15 protein-coding genes are annotated in these 14,021 nt (G+C 76.2%); 7 read left to right on the top strand and 8 right to left on the bottom strand.

The genetic code is table 11. The annotated features are described in order from the left end of the window. Window positions 1–177: 177 nt before the first annotated feature. Window positions 178–1,551 (top strand): PLP-dependent aminotransferase family protein, encoded by a 1,374-nt coding sequence (locus HC251_RS06890; protein ID WP_219944565.1) that lies wholly within the window; start codon window positions 178–180, stop codon window positions 1,549–1,551. A 62-nt stretch (window positions 1,552–1,613) separates the two neighbouring features. Here HC251_RS06890 and HC251_RS06885 read toward each other — a convergent pair whose 3' ends face one another. Continuing rightward, on the bottom strand, window positions 1,614–2,240 hold the full coding sequence (locus HC251_RS06885) for a TetR/AcrR family transcriptional regulator (protein ID WP_219944564.1): 627 nt from the start codon (window positions 2,238–2,240) through the stop codon (window positions 1,614–1,616). Window positions 2,241–2,363: 123 nt separating this feature from the next. Here HC251_RS06885 and HC251_RS06880 point away from each other — a divergent pair, with 123 nt between their 5' ends. Next, on the top strand, window positions 2,364–3,131 hold the full coding sequence (locus HC251_RS06880; protein WP_219944563.1) for a hypothetical protein: 768 nt from the start codon (window positions 2,364–2,366) through the stop codon (window positions 3,129–3,131). 50 nt (window positions 3,132–3,181) lie between these two features. Here the strand turns inward: HC251_RS06880 and HC251_RS06875 are convergent, their stop codons facing one another. After that, the gene (locus tag HC251_RS06875; RefSeq protein WP_219944562.1) at window positions 3,182–4,249 is read right to left on the bottom strand and encodes a DUF2804 domain-containing protein; all 1,068 of its coding nucleotides are present in this window, start codon (window positions 4,247–4,249) and stop codon (window positions 3,182–3,184) included. Window positions 4,250–4,353: 104 nt separating this feature from the next. Between HC251_RS06875 and HC251_RS06870 the strand changes: the two genes are divergently transcribed. Continuing rightward, window positions 4,354–4,710, top strand: coding sequence for a hypothetical protein (locus tag HC251_RS06870; RefSeq protein WP_219944561.1), 357 nt, complete (start codon window positions 4,354–4,356; stop codon window positions 4,708–4,710). Between the two features lie 29 nt (window positions 4,711–4,739). Here the strand turns inward: HC251_RS06870 and HC251_RS06865 are convergent, their stop codons facing one another. Next, on the bottom strand, window positions 4,740–6,527 hold the full coding sequence (locus HC251_RS06865) for an ABC-F family ATP-binding cassette domain-containing protein (RefSeq protein ID WP_219944560.1): 1,788 nt from the start codon (window positions 6,525–6,527) through the stop codon (window positions 4,740–4,742). An 85-nt stretch (window positions 6,528–6,612) separates the two neighbouring features. On the opposite strand from HC251_RS06865, the gene HC251_RS06860 reads away from it, so the two are divergent. The 3 genes from HC251_RS06860 to HC251_RS06850 all read left to right on the top strand — a co-directional run bounded on the left by HC251_RS06860 (window position 6,613) and on the right by HC251_RS06850 (window position 9,409). Continuing rightward, window positions 6,613–7,449, top strand: coding sequence for a DUF3097 family protein (locus tag HC251_RS06860; RefSeq protein WP_219944559.1), 837 nt, complete (start codon window positions 6,613–6,615; stop codon window positions 7,447–7,449). A 29-nt stretch (window positions 7,450–7,478) separates the two neighbouring features. Further along, window positions 7,479–8,612 carry a site-2 protease family protein gene (locus HC251_RS06855; protein ID WP_219944558.1) on the top strand — a complete coding sequence of 378 codons (1,134 nt, stop codon included), beginning with the start codon at window positions 7,479–7,481 and terminating at the stop codon, window positions 8,610–8,612. Between the two features lie 89 nt (window positions 8,613–8,701). Beyond that, window positions 8,702–9,409, top strand: coding sequence for a crotonase/enoyl-CoA hydratase family protein (locus tag HC251_RS06850; RefSeq protein ID WP_219944557.1), 708 nt, complete (start codon window positions 8,702–8,704; stop codon window positions 9,407–9,409). Window positions 9,410–9,445: 36 nt separating this feature from the next. Here HC251_RS06850 and HC251_RS06845 read toward each other — a convergent pair whose 3' ends face one another. From HC251_RS06845 to HC251_RS06830, 4 genes are read right to left on the bottom strand one after another with little or no spacing between them, the layout of a single operon-like run. After that, window positions 9,446–11,008 (bottom strand): sulfatase-like hydrolase/transferase, encoded by a 1,563-nt coding sequence (locus tag HC251_RS06845; protein WP_219944556.1) that lies wholly within the window; start codon window positions 11,006–11,008, stop codon window positions 9,446–9,448. Further along, entirely contained in the window at window positions 11,005–11,463 is a 459-nt protein-coding gene (locus HC251_RS06840; RefSeq protein ID WP_219944555.1) for a hypothetical protein, read from the bottom strand. The genes HC251_RS06845 and HC251_RS06840 overlap by 4 nt, the downstream gene beginning before the upstream one ends. Next, a complete protein-coding gene (locus HC251_RS06835) occupies window positions 11,460–11,906 on the bottom strand; it encodes a hypothetical protein (protein WP_219944554.1) in 447 nt (148 codons plus the stop codon). Before HC251_RS06835 ends, HC251_RS06840 begins: the two co-directional genes overlap by 4 nt. After that, a complete protein-coding gene (locus HC251_RS06830) occupies window positions 11,903–12,289 on the bottom strand; it encodes an ATP-binding protein (RefSeq protein WP_219944553.1) in 387 nt (128 codons plus the stop codon). The genes HC251_RS06835 and HC251_RS06830 overlap by 4 nt, the downstream gene beginning before the upstream one ends. 88 nt (window positions 12,290–12,377) lie before the next feature. Between HC251_RS06830 and HC251_RS06825 the strand changes: the two genes are divergently transcribed. After that, entirely contained in the window at window positions 12,378–13,019 is a 642-nt protein-coding gene (locus HC251_RS06825) for a TetR/AcrR family transcriptional regulator (protein WP_219944552.1), read from the top strand. A gap of 13 nt (window positions 13,020–13,032) precedes the next feature. Here HC251_RS06825 and HC251_RS06820 read toward each other — a convergent pair whose 3' ends face one another. After that, window positions 13,033–13,983: a 2-dehydropantoate 2-reductase gene (locus HC251_RS06820; RefSeq protein WP_219944551.1), complete on the bottom strand. Its 951-nt coding sequence runs from the start codon at window positions 13,981–13,983 to the stop codon at window positions 13,033–13,035. Between the last annotated feature and the right edge of the window lie 38 nt (window positions 13,984–14,021).

The raw sequence follows: 14,021 nt of genomic DNA, 5'->3' as shown, positions 1-14,021 counted from the left end.
CCTCGGGGCTCGGTTCACCACATCGGTCATGTGACGGCGGCCACATGACGGTACTCCTGCGGTACAGTCCACTCAACACCTCGATTGTTTCGCTTTGTTACGGGGGAGTGGCGTGTCGGTGAGGACCGGGGGTCGTCCATGGGATCGGTGCCGGACCCCGTGCCAAGGTCGGCGGTCATGACCGCCGCGACCGCTCCCCCGGACGTCGCCGCCCTGATCGTCGCCGCCGTGGAGGAGCGCAGCGCCCGCGGCATCGCCGCCGCCGTGAGCCGCCTCGTCTCGCAGGGCGTGCTCCCCCCGGGCGCCCGGCTGCCGACGGTGCGCCAGCTGGCCACCGCGGTCGACGCCGGGGCCACGACCGTCAGCGAGGCGTGGGGCCAGCTGGGCCGCCTCGGGGTGATCGAGGGGCGGGGCCGGCAGGGCACGTTCGTCACAGGCCCGATCCGCCGCCCCGGCCCGGGGCGGTACCGGCGGCTCACGGCGCCGGCCGGGCGCTACCGGCTCGACCTGAGCACGGGCACCCCCGACGTCGCCCTCCTCCCCGACCTGGCCCCGGTGCTGGCCCGCCTCGACGGCACGGCCCTGACGACGTCGTACCTCGACCGGCCGGTGCTGCCCGACCTCGAGGACGCCGTGCGGGCCCGCCTGCCGTTCCCGGCCGAGGCCGTCACCGTCGTCGACGGGGCCCTCGACGCCCTCGACCGCCTGGCCAGCCTCCACCTCCGCCTCGGCGACCGGGTCCTGGTCGAGAACCCGGCCTTCCCGCCGCTGCTCGACCTCCTCGACCTCTTGGGCGCCGAGATCGTCGCCCTCCCCCTCGACGAGGCGGGCATCGTCCCCGCCGCCCTGGCCGGCGCGCTGGACGTCGACCCCGTCGCCGTGTTCCTCCAGCCCCGGTCGCACAACCCGACCGGGACCTCGATGACGGTCGAGCGGGCTCGCGAGCTGGCCGGGCTCCTCGCCGGCCGCGACGTGCTGGTGGTCGAGGACGACCACTCCGGCGCCATCAGCGGGGCCGAGGACGTCTCGCTCGGCGTGTGGCTCCCCGACTCGACGGTGCACGTCACCTCGTTCTCGAAGTCGTACGGCCCCGACCTCCGGCTGGCGTCGGTGGCCGGCCCCGCCGCCGTCGTCGACGCCCTCGTCGACCGGCGGCTCCTCGGGCCGGGGTGGTCGAGCCGGCTGCTGCAGGCCGTGCTGGTCGAGCTGCTCGACGACCCGTCGGCCACGGCGTGCGTGGCCACGGCCCGGGAGGTCTACGCCGAGCGCCGGGCCCGCGTGACCGCCGGCCTGATCGAGCGGGGCGTGGCCTGCGGGGCCGGCGACGGGATCAACCTGTGGGTCGAGACCCCCGACGAGCAGGCCACCGTGGTCGCCCTGGCCTCCCACGGGATCGCGGTGGCGCCGGGGACCCCCTTCGTCTGGGCCCGCGAGCCCGTCGACCACGTCCGCGTCACCGTCGGGCTGGTGGCGACGGACCACGACCGGGTCGCCGCCGCCCTCGCCGACGCCATCGGGTCGGTCGCCCCTTCCTCCACCGCCAACCGCTGAGGAGCCGGTCGGAGTGGGTCTGACCCACTCCGACCACCGGTGCCTGGCACCGCGTGGGCGGGTCAGCGGTCGCGGGCGGCGAGGCGCTGCAGCCCGCCGATGGTCATCTCCACGTAGGTGTCGACCAGGAAGCGCTGCTCGGCGGCGCCCGGTCGTGAGCGCAGCTGCGGCAGCAGGGCGCGGATGCCCGAGAGCACGACGGACACCACCGAGCGCGCCGTGCGCTCGTCGATCCCGAAGTCCCGCTCGGCCAGCTCGGCGAAGAACCCGACCGTGCGCCGGTCCCGGGCCCGCTGGTCGCGCCGCACCTCCCGATCGGCCCGCACGTCGCGCAACGGGGCGAAGAACGGTCCGTGCTCGTCCGCCGCCTCGAGGGTCGCACCGACGAGGGCGCGGAGCTTGGGCTCGAAGCCGTCCGGGGCGGCGGCGACGCGCGCCCGCATCTCGCGATCCAGGCGCCGGGCCTCCCTGCGGTAGAGCGCCACGAGCAGCTCGTCCCGGTTCCCGAAGTGCTTGTAGACGAGGGCCCGCGTCACCGCGGCCCGGTCGGCCACGACGCCCATGGTGATGCGGCCGGGACCGACCTCGTGGACGAGGTCGCGGGTGACGTCGAGGAGGGCCTCGCGCCGGTCGCCGGCGGCCAGGCGGGGGGCGGCAGGAGGCGACGAGGAGGAGGACGGGGCGGCCACGCCGACGATGCTCCCACAGCGGCTGGTTGCATACTGTCACCGCCTGTGGTGACATCTCCGATCGCCGGTTGCGATCTGTCACCACCGCCCCGGCCCTGGCGGGCCCGGCTCCGAGGAGGACCCATGGACATCGTCGACGAGCAGCGCGACGGTGACGTCGTCGAGCGCCGCTTCACGCTGCCGGCCGGGGAGGCCCTGGTGCCCGGCATCCACTGGCTGCCCGCCGATGCCTCGGCTCCGCACGCCACGGTCTGCATCGGCCACGGCGGGTTCCAGCACAAGCGCATCGACAACGTCCTCGCCCTGGCCCGCATGCTCGTGTCCGAGCTGGGCGTGGGCGTCGTCGCCCTCGACGCCCCCGAGCACGGCGACCGCGTCAGCGACCCGGAGGCGGCCTCGCGCCAGCTGGCCGCCCTGTCCAGCGGCGACCCCGAGGAGCGGCGGCGGGTCTTCGGCCGCGAGGCCCGCGCCGCCATGGCCCGTCGGGCCGAGGTGCACGTCGGCGAGTGGCAGGTGCTCCTCGACGCCCTCCAGCGGGACGAGCGCTGGGCGGCGGGGCCGTTCGGGTGGTGGGGCGTGTCGATGGGGACGACCCACGGCCTGCCGCTGACCGCCCGCGACGACCGCATCGCCGCGGCCGTCTTCGGCCTCAACGCCCTGCGTCCGGGCGACGAGGCGTGGGCCCGGCAGGCCGCCGCCGTCGACGTCCCGGTGCTCTTCCTGACGCAGTGGGACGACGAGCTGATGACCCGGGAGACCTCGCTCGCCCTCTGGGACGCCCTCGGCTCGACCGAGAAGACCCTGCACGTGAACCCCGGCCGCCACGTCCAGGTGCCGACCTTCGAGCGGGGCGCCAGCGTCGCCTTCTTCCGCCGCCACCTCCTGCGCTGACGGACGCGACGTGCCTGGCACGTCGCGTCCCCTGCACCTTCGGGGCGGGGCTACCAGCGGGAGCGGGACTCCTCGGCGAAGCCCTGGGCGCCGTCGAGGCGGTGGACGGTGCCGTCGTCGGTGGCGACCCAGCCCGACCAGGTGCCGAAGACCTGGTGGACCTCGGTCTGGGCGACGACGGCCTTGACGCCGGTGTGCTTGTCGAACCGGGGGGTCAGGGTGATGTCGAGGTGGCCGTGGGGGTCGACGACGCGCCACGGCTCCATCGGGGCGTCCCAGTCGTAGGTCCACTCCAGCTCGGCGCCGATCTTGGTCAGCCGGCCGTCGACGATGACCCCGTTCTCGGTGAAGCCGGTGCCCTCGGTCCACTGGCCGCCGATCTGGATGCCGACCACCGAGCCGGTGTCGGCCACGCCGGCCCCGCCGCCCCAGTTCCACCGGGTGCGGTACGGCCACCGGCCCCGACCCACGTCGAGCACGCCCCAGGCCTCGCCCAGCTCCCATCGGTCGTCGCCGACCTCCACCGTCCCCGTGGCCGGGCGGGCCTGGTGCTTCGACGTGTACTGGAACAGCCGGTCCGACCACGGCACGACCACGTTGAGCGACTCGTGCCCGGGCGGCAGGGCCACGGTGACGTCCGCCGTCGCCGGCCGACCGCCGTCGGCCTCGTCCCACCGGGCCCGGAGGCGCGTCGTGCCGTGGCCGGCCTGGCCCGCTCCCCGGCTCGCGGCGGCGGGCTCGTCGACGATGTCGAGGTCGAGGTGGCGGCCGCGGAACCGCAGCGGCGTCGTCCCCGGCCGGTCCGGCAGCGACAGGCCCCGACCCAGGGGCGCGGCGACGCTCCGCCCGCCGGTGGCGCCCGTCGTCAGGTCGACCCACCACACCTCGGCCATGCCGAGGTAGTCGACGTCGCCGTAGACGACCGACAGCACGTGGTCTCCGGCCAGGACGGCCCAGTAGTCCCACCGCTTGGTCCTCCCCCACCGCCCGGCGAGGGTGCAGGTGTGGAGGGGTGTGCGGCTCCAGCCCCGGGCGGCCGGCGAGAGGACCTTGCCCCCGGGTCGGCACAGGTCGACCTCGGTGGTGATCTCGTGCTCGTGCGTCGGTGTCGGGCTCACCGGCCGAGTCAACCACGGGGCGTGCGGCGGTCCGCGCCCGCAGCCGTGACGTCGGCCACACTGGCGGCGGTCCCGGGTGGGGCCACCATCGACAAGGAGCGCAGATGCCCCGATTCACCTCGACCCTCGCTGCCGGCGCGACCGCTCTGGCCCTCCTGCTCACCGCCTGCGGTGGCGACAGCGACCGGCCCTCGGTCGACGAGCTGTCGGACCAGATCGAGGAGGAGGGGGCGGCCGACGGCATCACCTCCGAGCAGGCGGACTGCGTCGCCGAGGCGTTCGTCGACTCCGACATCTCCGACGAGGGCCTGCGCGAGATCGTCGACAACCCCGACGTCGACGACGTCACGGACCTCGACCTGAGCGACGACGACACGGCTGCGGCCGAGGCCGCCGTCGAGGGCGTCACCGAGTGCATCCTGGGCGACCTCGAGGACCCGGGGTCGACCGAGGGCGGCTGACCCGGCGTCCCCGCCGGAGGGGCCCCTCGCTACCCCTCGGCCTCGGTGGTGAGCTCGAGCCAGGCGTCCTCGGCCGCGGCCAGCTCGGCCTCGGTGGTCGCCAGCTCCCGGCCCAGGTCCGCCATCCGGATGTGGTCGGCGCCGCCGGCGGCCACCTCGGCGGTCAGCTCGTCGCGCCGGCGCTCCAGGCGCTTGATGGCGGTCTCGGCCTCCTTCACCAGCTTGCGCTGGTGCGCCGGGGAGCGGCGCCCCGACGGGGCCGACGGCGGCCGGGCCGCCGGGGGGCGGCGCGGGGCCGCCCGGCCGGGGTCGGCCCGACCGGTCACCCGCCGGGCCCGGCGGGCCTCCTCCCACGCCGCGTAGCCCCCGGGGAGCCGCCGTCCCCTCGTGTCCTCGTCGATCACCACCACGTCGGTGACGGTGCGCTCGAGGAGGGCCCGGTCGTGGCTGACGACCACCAGGGCGCCGGGCCAGTCGTCGAGGAAGTCCTCCAGCACCCGGAGCGTGTCGAGGTCGAGGTCGTTGGTGGGCTCGTCGAGCAGGAGGACGTTGGGCTTCTCCCGCAGGGTGAGCAGGAGCTGGAGCCGGCGCCGCTCGCCGCCCGAGAGCAGGCCGATGGGCGCCCGCTGGGAGTCGGCGTCGAACCAGAACGCCTCGAGCAGCCGGGCGTCGGTGAAGTCCGGGTCCCGGTGCGACCCGGCCACCGCCGCGGCCACCCGCATGGCGGGGTCCAGCGTCGCCCCGGTCTGGTCGAACACCGACACCCGCGCCGTCGCCCCGGTGACGACCCGGCCCTCGGTCGGCTGGCGGCGCCCGGCCAGCACGTCGACCAGCGTCGACTTGCCCGCCCCGTTGGGCCCCACGACCCCGAGCCGCTCCCGTGGGTCGAGGGCCAGGTCGACCCCGCGGAACAGCCACGGCTCGGCGGGGCCGAACCGGTGGCCGACGCCGTGGAGCTCGACCACCGTGTCGCCCAGGCGGGGCGTGCCGTGGTGGAGCGGAAGGTCGTCGCTGGCCCGCGCCGGCGCCTCGGCCCGATGCTCGACCAGGGCGGTGGCGGTGGCGACCCGGTGCTTGGCCTTGGTGGTGCGGGCCGGGGCGCCGCGCCGGAGCCAGGCCAGCTCGGTGCGGGCCAGGTTGCGGCGCTTGGCCTCCGCCGACGCCGCCCGCTCGGCCCGCTCGGCCCGGGCCTCGAGGTAGGAGGCGTAGCCCCCCTCGTGGACGTGGCCCCGGCCGCGGTCGAGCTCGAGGATCCGGGTCGTGACCCGGTCGAGGACGTGGCGGTCGTGGGTGACGAGGAGCAGGCCGCCCCGGTGGGCGGCGAGGCGCTCCTCCAGCCAGGCGATGGCATCGATGTCGAGGTGGTTGGTGGGCTCGTCGAGGACGAGGAGCACGGCGTCGTCGTCCTCGCCCGACCCGACCCGGGCCAGGGCGGCGGCCAGGGCGACCCGGGTGGCCTGCCCCCCCGAGAGGGTGCCCACGTCCCGGTCGAGCAGGTCGCTGAGCCCGAGGCGGTCGGCGGCGGCCTCGGCCTCCCACGCCCGCTCGCCGGTCGCCCCGACGGCCTCCCGCACCGACCCGGGGGGCAGGGAGCGGTCCTGGGCCACGGCGACCAGGCGGCTGCCCCGACCCCGGCGGATCGTGCCCGCCGCCGGCTCGACCTCGCCGGCCAGGACCCGGAGCAGGGTGCTCTTGCCGCTGCCGTTGAGGCCGACCACGGCCAGCCGGTCCCCGCTGGCCAGGGTCAGGCCGACGTCGGTGAAGAGCGGCCGCTCGGGCCGGGTCACGGTCAGCCCCTCGGCGTCGAGCAGGATCACCGCCCCGAGGGTAGGGAGCGGCGCGGCGACACCCCCAGACCGTGGGTCGCCGGCCCGGCGCCGGGACGGCAATACCCTCGGCCCGATGGCCCCTGCTCCCCGGCGACCGGGCGACGGCATCCTCTCCGAGCCCATCGACCTCGACGGCCCCCGCCGGCGCCGGCCGACCTACCCGAAGGTCGAGGCCGTGCCCGGCCTGGCCGTCACCCCGCGGGGCCAGCGCGACCCGTGGACCGTGCTCAGCCTGCGGGGCGAGGTGCTGATGGCCCGGGACCCGAAGGGCCGCCAGCACTCGCTCACCCCCGTGCCGGGCGGGTTCACGGTCCGGGGCGAGGCCGTCACCCTCGTCCCGCCCCGCCCCCGGCCGGCCGCCGCCGGCACCAGCCGCACGGCGTCGGGCTCGGTGGCCGGGCCCCGCCAGCCCGCCCGCGTGGCCCGGGCCAGCCGGATCCTGGTCGAGGGCATCCACGACGCCGAGCTGGTCGAGAAGGTCTGGGGTGACGACCTGCGGGGCGAGGGCGTCGTCGTCGAGGTCCTCCACGGCGCCGACGACCTGGCCGCCGTCGTGCGCGGGTTCGGGCCCGGTCCCGGCCGCCGCCTGGGGATCCTCCTCGACCACCTCGTCGACGGGTCGAAGGAGTCCCGCCTGGCCGCCGGGGTCGACCACCCCGACGTGCTCGTCACCGGCCACCGCTACGTCGACGTCTGGCAGGCCGTCCGCCCCGCCGCCGTCGGCATCCGGTCCTGGCCCGTCGTCCCACCCGGCACCCCGTGGAAGGAGGGGGTGATCGCCGCCCTCGGGCGCGACGAGTCCCCCGCCGAGTTCTGGCGCCGGGTGCTGGGGTCGGTCGGCGACTGGACCGACCTCGAGTCCGACCTGATCGGCGCCGTCGAGCGCCTGATCGACTTCGTGACCGAGTAGCGCGAAGCGAGCACCCGTAGGGTGGGTCGATGAACAGCGCCATCCCGCTCGGCCGGTTGGCCGGGGTCGAGGTGGCGATGAGCTGGATCGTGCCGCTGATGGCGTTCCTGTACGCCTTCACCCTGGCCGAGAGCCTGCTCCCCAACGAGGTCGGCGGGCAGGCCCCGTCGACCTACTGGACCGTCGGCATCGCCGGTGCCGTCCTGCTCTTCCTCTCCCTGCTGGCCCACGAGATGGGCCACGCCCTCGTCGGACGGCGCGAGGGCATCGGTGTGCGGGGCATCACCCTCACCCTCCTCGGCGGTCACACCCAGTTCGTCACCGAGCCGGCCACCGCCGGGGCCGAGCTGCGGGTCAGCGCCGTGGGGCCGTCGACCAACTTCGCCCTCGCCGGCGTGTTCTGGGTCGGGGCCACCCTCATGGACGGCTCCCTCGACGGCTTCGCCCTCCTCGTCGGCGCCCTCTTCGGCTGGCTGGCCGTGGTCAACCTGGCCCTGGCCGTGGTGAACATGCTCCCCGGCGCCCCCCTCGACGGCGGCGCCGTGCTCGAGGCGCTGATCTGGATGGCCACCCGTGACCGCAACCGGTCGGCCTCGATCGCGTCGGTCATCGGGATCGCCCTCGGCGGCGGCCTGTTCGTCCTCGGCGTCCTCGTCACCCGCGACGGCGGGCCCTTCGGGCTCTGGATGGTCGTGGGCGGGGTGATCATCGCCAGCAGCGCCCGCTCCCGGCTGCGGGACGCACCCGCCATCGGGCAGCTGCGGTCCACCCGTCTCGGCGCGGTCATGGTCCCCGACCCGCCGGTGGTGCCCGAGTGGTCCACGCTCTCCGACGTGGTCGCCCGGGCCCAGGCGTGGCAGCCCCACACCGCCTTCCCGGTGCAGGCGGCCGACGGACGGATCACCGGTCTCCTCACCGCCGAGCTGGTGCTCGCCGTCGACGCCCGGGACTGGGCCGTGGTGCGGGCCATCGACGTGGCCTGGCCCATCGACCGCATCCCCACCGCCACCGTCGACGAGCCCGTGCTCACCGCCCTCCAGCGGGCGGACTCGGCCGGCGTCGACCGGATCCTCGTCGTCTACCCCGACGGCCGGGTCGCCGGCACCGCCGGGCGCGACGCCGCCACCCACGCCCTCCGCCGCCCCCGCCCCGAGCCCGCCTGACGGCCGGAGCCCGCGTGCCACGCATGGTGCCAGGCACCATCCGTGGTGCTCCTGGCCGGGGGGTGGGGGCGCCGGGCTACCGTCCGCCGATGCCCGACGACACCCTCACCTACCGTCTCGACGGCTCCGTCGCCGTCGTCACCATGGACGACGGGAAGGCCAACGCCATGGGCCACCCCACCCTGGAGGGGCTGACCGCGGCGCTGGAGCGGGCCGAGGGCGAGGCCACCGCCCTCGTCCTCGCCGGCGGGGCCCGGGCCTTCTCGGCCGGCTACGACCTGGCCGTGATGACCGAGAGCACGGCGTCGATGCGCGGCCTGGTCGGCGCCGGCGCCCGGTTCCTCATGCGGCTCTACGGGTCGCCACTGCCGACGGTGGCGGCGTGCACGGGCCACGCCCTCGCCGGCGGGGCGCTGACCCTCCTCGCCGTCGACGACCGCATCGGCCCGTCCGACACCCCGGCCAAGCTGGGCCTCAACGAGGTGGCCATCGGCATGCCGCTGCCGATCTTCGCCGTCGAGCTGGCGCGGGACCGCCTCTCGCCCCGCCACCTCACCGAGGCGACCCTCGGCCGGGTCTACGACCCGGCCGGCGCCGTGGCCGCCGGCTACCTGGACCGGGTCGTCCCCCGCGACGAGGTGGTCGACGCCGCCGTCGCCGTGGCGACCGAGCGGGCCGCGCTCCGTCGCGGGGCCGTGGGACGGACGAAGACGGCCCTCCGCGGCCGCACCATCGCCCACGTGCTGGCCACCCTCGACGACGACATCGCCGCCCTCACCGGCCCCGAGCCGGGCTGAGCCGGCCGGCGCCCGGGACGGGCAGAGCCCCGGGTCTCAGCGGTGCGGGTCGCGCCGCACCACCAGCCCCTCCGGGGTGATCATGTGACCGGTGAGGGTGCGCTCGTCGTGGCGCATCCGCCACCGCAGCAGCACGCCGGTGGCGGCGGCCAGGTCGCCGGCGTGGGCCGGGTCGGCGGCCAGGTCGACGGTGCCGTCGGGGTCGGCGTCGAGGTCGAACAGCAGCGGGGGCAGGATCGACGGGTCGGTGGCGAAGTGCACGTGCTTCCAGCGCGGCCCCCGGACGACGTTGAGGCTGCACTGCTCCATCGGGATGCCGAAGAGGTCCTCGGCCAGGTGGAGCCACGGGTTGCGGAAGTCCCACTCCCAGTGGACCTCGGTGCGCCAGCCCTCGGGGCCGGCGGCGCCCACCTCGTCGTGGAGGAACGGCTGGAGGGCCCGCCCGTCGCACTGGAGCGGGACCTCGACGCCCATCCACTCGCACAGCGTCGGCAGGACGTCGACGTGCTCGGTCGGCGCGGTGACGACCGCCCCCCGACGGTCGTCGGCCTCGGGCCGGGGGTCGCAGATGATCAGGGGGACGTGGTAGCTCTCGTCCCACCAGCCCAGCTTCTCGATGAGCCAGTGGTCGCCCATCTGGTCGCCGTGGTCCGACGTGAGGACGACGAGGGTGTCGTCGAGGAGGCCCTCGTCGCCCAGCCAGCCGAGCAGCCGGCCCAGCTGGGCGTCGACCTCGGCCATCATCCCGTAGTAGGTGGCGCGCAGCTGGCGGCGGTCCCGGTCGTCGACGGGGCTGCCCACGCCGGGGATCCCCATGACGGCGGCGGCCAGCGGGTGCAGGGCGGCGGCCTCGGCCCGGTCGGCCCGGCCCCGGAAGTCGGGCACGTCGTCGGCGGCGTAGAGGTCGTGGTAGCCGACGGGGTTGCGGTACGGCGGGTGGGGACGGATGAAGCTGGCGTGGACGAACCACGGGTCGGCGTCGTCGCGCCGGCGGAACCAGTCGACCAGGGTGTCGACCAGGAACGCCGTCTCGGTGTCGTCGGGGCCGATGTGGCCGGGCGCCCACCAGTCGCTGTGGGCGGCGGCGCCGGGGAACGTCAGGTCCGGGCGGTACAGGTCGCTCGGGTCGGCGGGGACGTCGACGCCGCGCCCGGCCAGCCACCGGCCCCACTCGAGCGGCCCGGTGACCTCGGCCGGGTCGTTGAAGGCCACGTCGAAGCCGGGCAGGACGCCCTCGTAGGTGAAGAGCCGCGGGTCGTCGGGGGCCAGGCCGCGGGGGTCGGCGGACGTGTCGGTGTAGCCGAAGAGCGTCGGCCCGTAGCCGGCGTCGCGTGCCAGCCGGGCCACGTTCGTGAACCGGGAGTCGAGCGGCGTGCCGTTGAGCACCGAGCGGTGGTTCTGGGCGTACATGCCCGTGTGGAGGGTGGTGCGCGACGGACCGCACGGGGCGGTGTTGGCCCAGTGGTGGGCGAAGCGGACGCCCCGGCCGGCCAGGGCGTCGAGCGTCGGCGTGCGCACCAGCGGGTGCCCGGCCGCGGACAGGCAGTCGCCCCGCCACTGGTCGACGGTGAGGTAGAGGACGTTCCCCCGCGGCGTCATCGCTCGGTCGGGCCGACGTAGGGGGTGGGGAGGGCTCCGGCGGCCTGGGCCGCGAACTCGGCCCCGACCCACAGCCACAGGTGGCGCTGCTCCGGCGTCATCGGTGCGGCCAGGAGGTCGCCCCTCTGGGCGGCGGCATCGGCCTCCTGGACCCCGGAGCGGGCGGTCAGGAACGAGGTGACCTGGTCGGCGGTGTAGCGGACGGCGACGTCGGTCCGCGCCTCCCCGGCGTCGCGGGCGGCGACGGCCCGGTCGTGGATGACGTTGCGGGGGCCCTCGACCCGCTGGCGATCGGTGACCAGGGCGTCGTGGGCGGCGCGGGACACGAGACCGCCGCCCTCCTCGTCCAGCTCGGCCACCTGGACCTCGCGGTGGAGGCTGTCCAGCGTGGCCAGGAGCTCGACCATCAGGCGGGGCGGGAACGCGTGGAGCCGCAGGGTGAGGCCATCGGTCACCCGGGACCTCCGTCGCCGTCCCAGGGGGACGGGGCACCGCCGCGGAGCTGGGTCGCGACCTGCTCGAACATCCAGGTCTGGACGGCCCGGACCTCGTCGCGCACCGGCGGGGTGAGGAGCAGCCCGTCGCGGGCCGCCCCGTCGGCCCCGCGGGCGGCGGCGGTGACCGACAGCACGGCGTCGACGGCGCCGTCGGGGTACTCGACCTCGAGGTCGGCGTGGGTCAGCCCGGCGGCGCGGGCGGCCGCCGCCTGGTCGTGCAGGGCCATGCGCAGCTCGACGAAGGCGTCGCGCTGGACGACCATGCCGTGGACGACGTCGCGGCCGACGGTCTCCCGGCCGTCGAAGGCCGAGAGCTGGACCTCGCGCTGGAACCCGTCGAGCGACTCCTGGAGCTCGAGGAACAGGGCGACCGGCGTGCGCAGGTAGCGGACCAGGGTCATCCGGCCCGCTCCTCCCCCCAGGGCAGCTCGAACCACACCGACTTGCCGCCGGTGGGGTGGGTGACGGTGCCGGAGCTGACGGCCAGCGCCTCGACCAGGTGCAGGCCGCGCCCCGACGCCGCCTCGGGCCCGAAGTCGCGGGTGTGGGGCAGCCGGGGGTCACCGTCGCAGACCTCGATCCGCAGGCGCGGCTCGCGCTCGATGGAGACGGTGAAGTCGGTGCGGGCGTGGAGCACGGCGTTGGTGGCCAGCTCGCTCACCAACAGGACGCAGGTCTCGACCACCGGCCCGCGGACGCCCCATCCGTGCAGGGTCGCAGCGCAGAAGCGGCGGGCCCGCCCGACGCTCCTGGGCTCGGCCTCGAGGCGGATGGTGTCGCCCACGGCGTCAGAGGCTACCCGTGCCGCCCCCGCCGCACGGGGTCCGGCGGCCGACGACGACGGGCCGGTGCCGACGCGCCAGAATCCCCCGATGGCCCCCTCCGCGCCCCTCCGTCGCAGCGGCCGACGCGCCTCGCCGGAGCGGCGCGACGCCTTCCTGGACGCCGCCGTCACCGCCATCCGGCGCGACGGGCCCAAGGTGTCGATGGAGACGATCGCCCGCGAGGCCGGGGTGACCAAGCCCATCGTCTACCGGCTGTTCGGCGACCGCGACGGCCTGCTCCAGGCCCTCGGCGAGCGTCTGGCCGCCGACATCAACGCCAACATCGCCGAGGCCCTCGACCGGGCCCCCGACGACGACCCCAAGGCGATGCTGCGCACGGCGATCGCCTCCTACGTCGAGCTGATCGACACCGAGACCGACGTCTACCGCTTCGTCACCGAGCAGATCGGCCGGACGACGTCGGGCCCGAACGTCACCGGCCTGGCGGCCGAGATCGCCCGCAGCGTCGCCGTGGTGCTGGGCGAGGAGCTGCGGCGGGCGGGGGCCGACTCCGGGGCGGCCGAGCCGTGGGCCTTCGGCATCGTCGGCATGGTCCACCTCTCGGGCGACTGGTGGGTGCGCACCCGGACCCTCCCCCGCGACCAGCTGGTGACCTACCTCGTCGACCTGCTCTGGGACGGCTTCGGCGCCCTCGCGCCGGCTCCCCGCCCGCCATCCGACCCGGGCTGAGCGCACCGGTCGCTCAGCCGCCGTCACCGGGCCGGTCCCGGCCCCGCGCCAGGAACCGGAGCTGGGCGAGGAGGGTGGCCGTGGCCGGGAGCTCGACGCCGGCGGCCCGGGCGGCGGCCAGCGGGGCGGCGTAGATCGCGTCGAGCTCGAGCGGGCGACCGGCGTCGAAGTCCAGGCGCATGCTCGGGGCGTACGGGGTCATGGCGGCGGTGGTGCTGAGCATCTCGTCGACGAACCCCGGCGGGATCTCCCGACCGTCGGCCGCGGCCCCGGCCCGCACCTCGTCCATCAGGGTCCGGACCAGGGCGGTGGCCGACGGGTCCGCCAGCATCTCGTCGGTCCGGGCCCGCAGCACCACGGCCAGCCCGTTGAACGGGACGTTCCACACCAGCTTCCGCCAGCGCCCGAGGACGAGGTCGGGCACGGCGATCCCGCCGACGCCGGCGGCGTCGAGGTCGGCGACGGCCGCGGCCACGGCCGGCGTCACCCCGGCGGCGCCGCCGTCGGGCCGGTGCTCGCCCACGCTGACCGGGCCGAAGTCGAGGTGGCGGACGCGGCCGGGACCGATCCGCTCGCTGCACACGAACGCCATGCCGCCGAGGACCGGGACGCCGTCGGGGGCGCCGACGGCGCCCTCGACGCCGAGGCCGTTCTGGAGGACCAGGAGGGCCGCCCCGGGGTGGCGGGACGCGATGGCCACCGCCGTCGCCGCCGCCGCCGGCGCCGTGGTCTTGGCCGCCAGGGCGACGACGTCGACCGGCGGCACCGTCGCCGGGTCGGTGTGGACCGGGAGCCGGACGTGGACGTCGCCGAGGGGCGAGGTGAGGTGCAGCCCGTCGGCCCGGAGGGCATCGGCGTCGCCCCGGGCGACGAGGTGGACCTCGCACCCGGCGGCGTGCAACCGCCCGGCGTAGAGCCCGCCCACACCGCCGACCCCGACGATCGCCCACCTCCGCCCGGTCACCCGGCGGACGCTACCCACCCTCGACGCGGGGACGGCGG

This window comes from Iamia sp. SCSIO 61187 (genome assembly GCF_019443745.1).
GTDB lineage: Bacteria > Actinomycetota > Acidimicrobiia > Acidimicrobiales > Iamiaceae > Iamia.
Note: the sequence above shows the minus strand (reverse complement) of the source record. Positions and strands in the feature narration are given on the sequence as shown.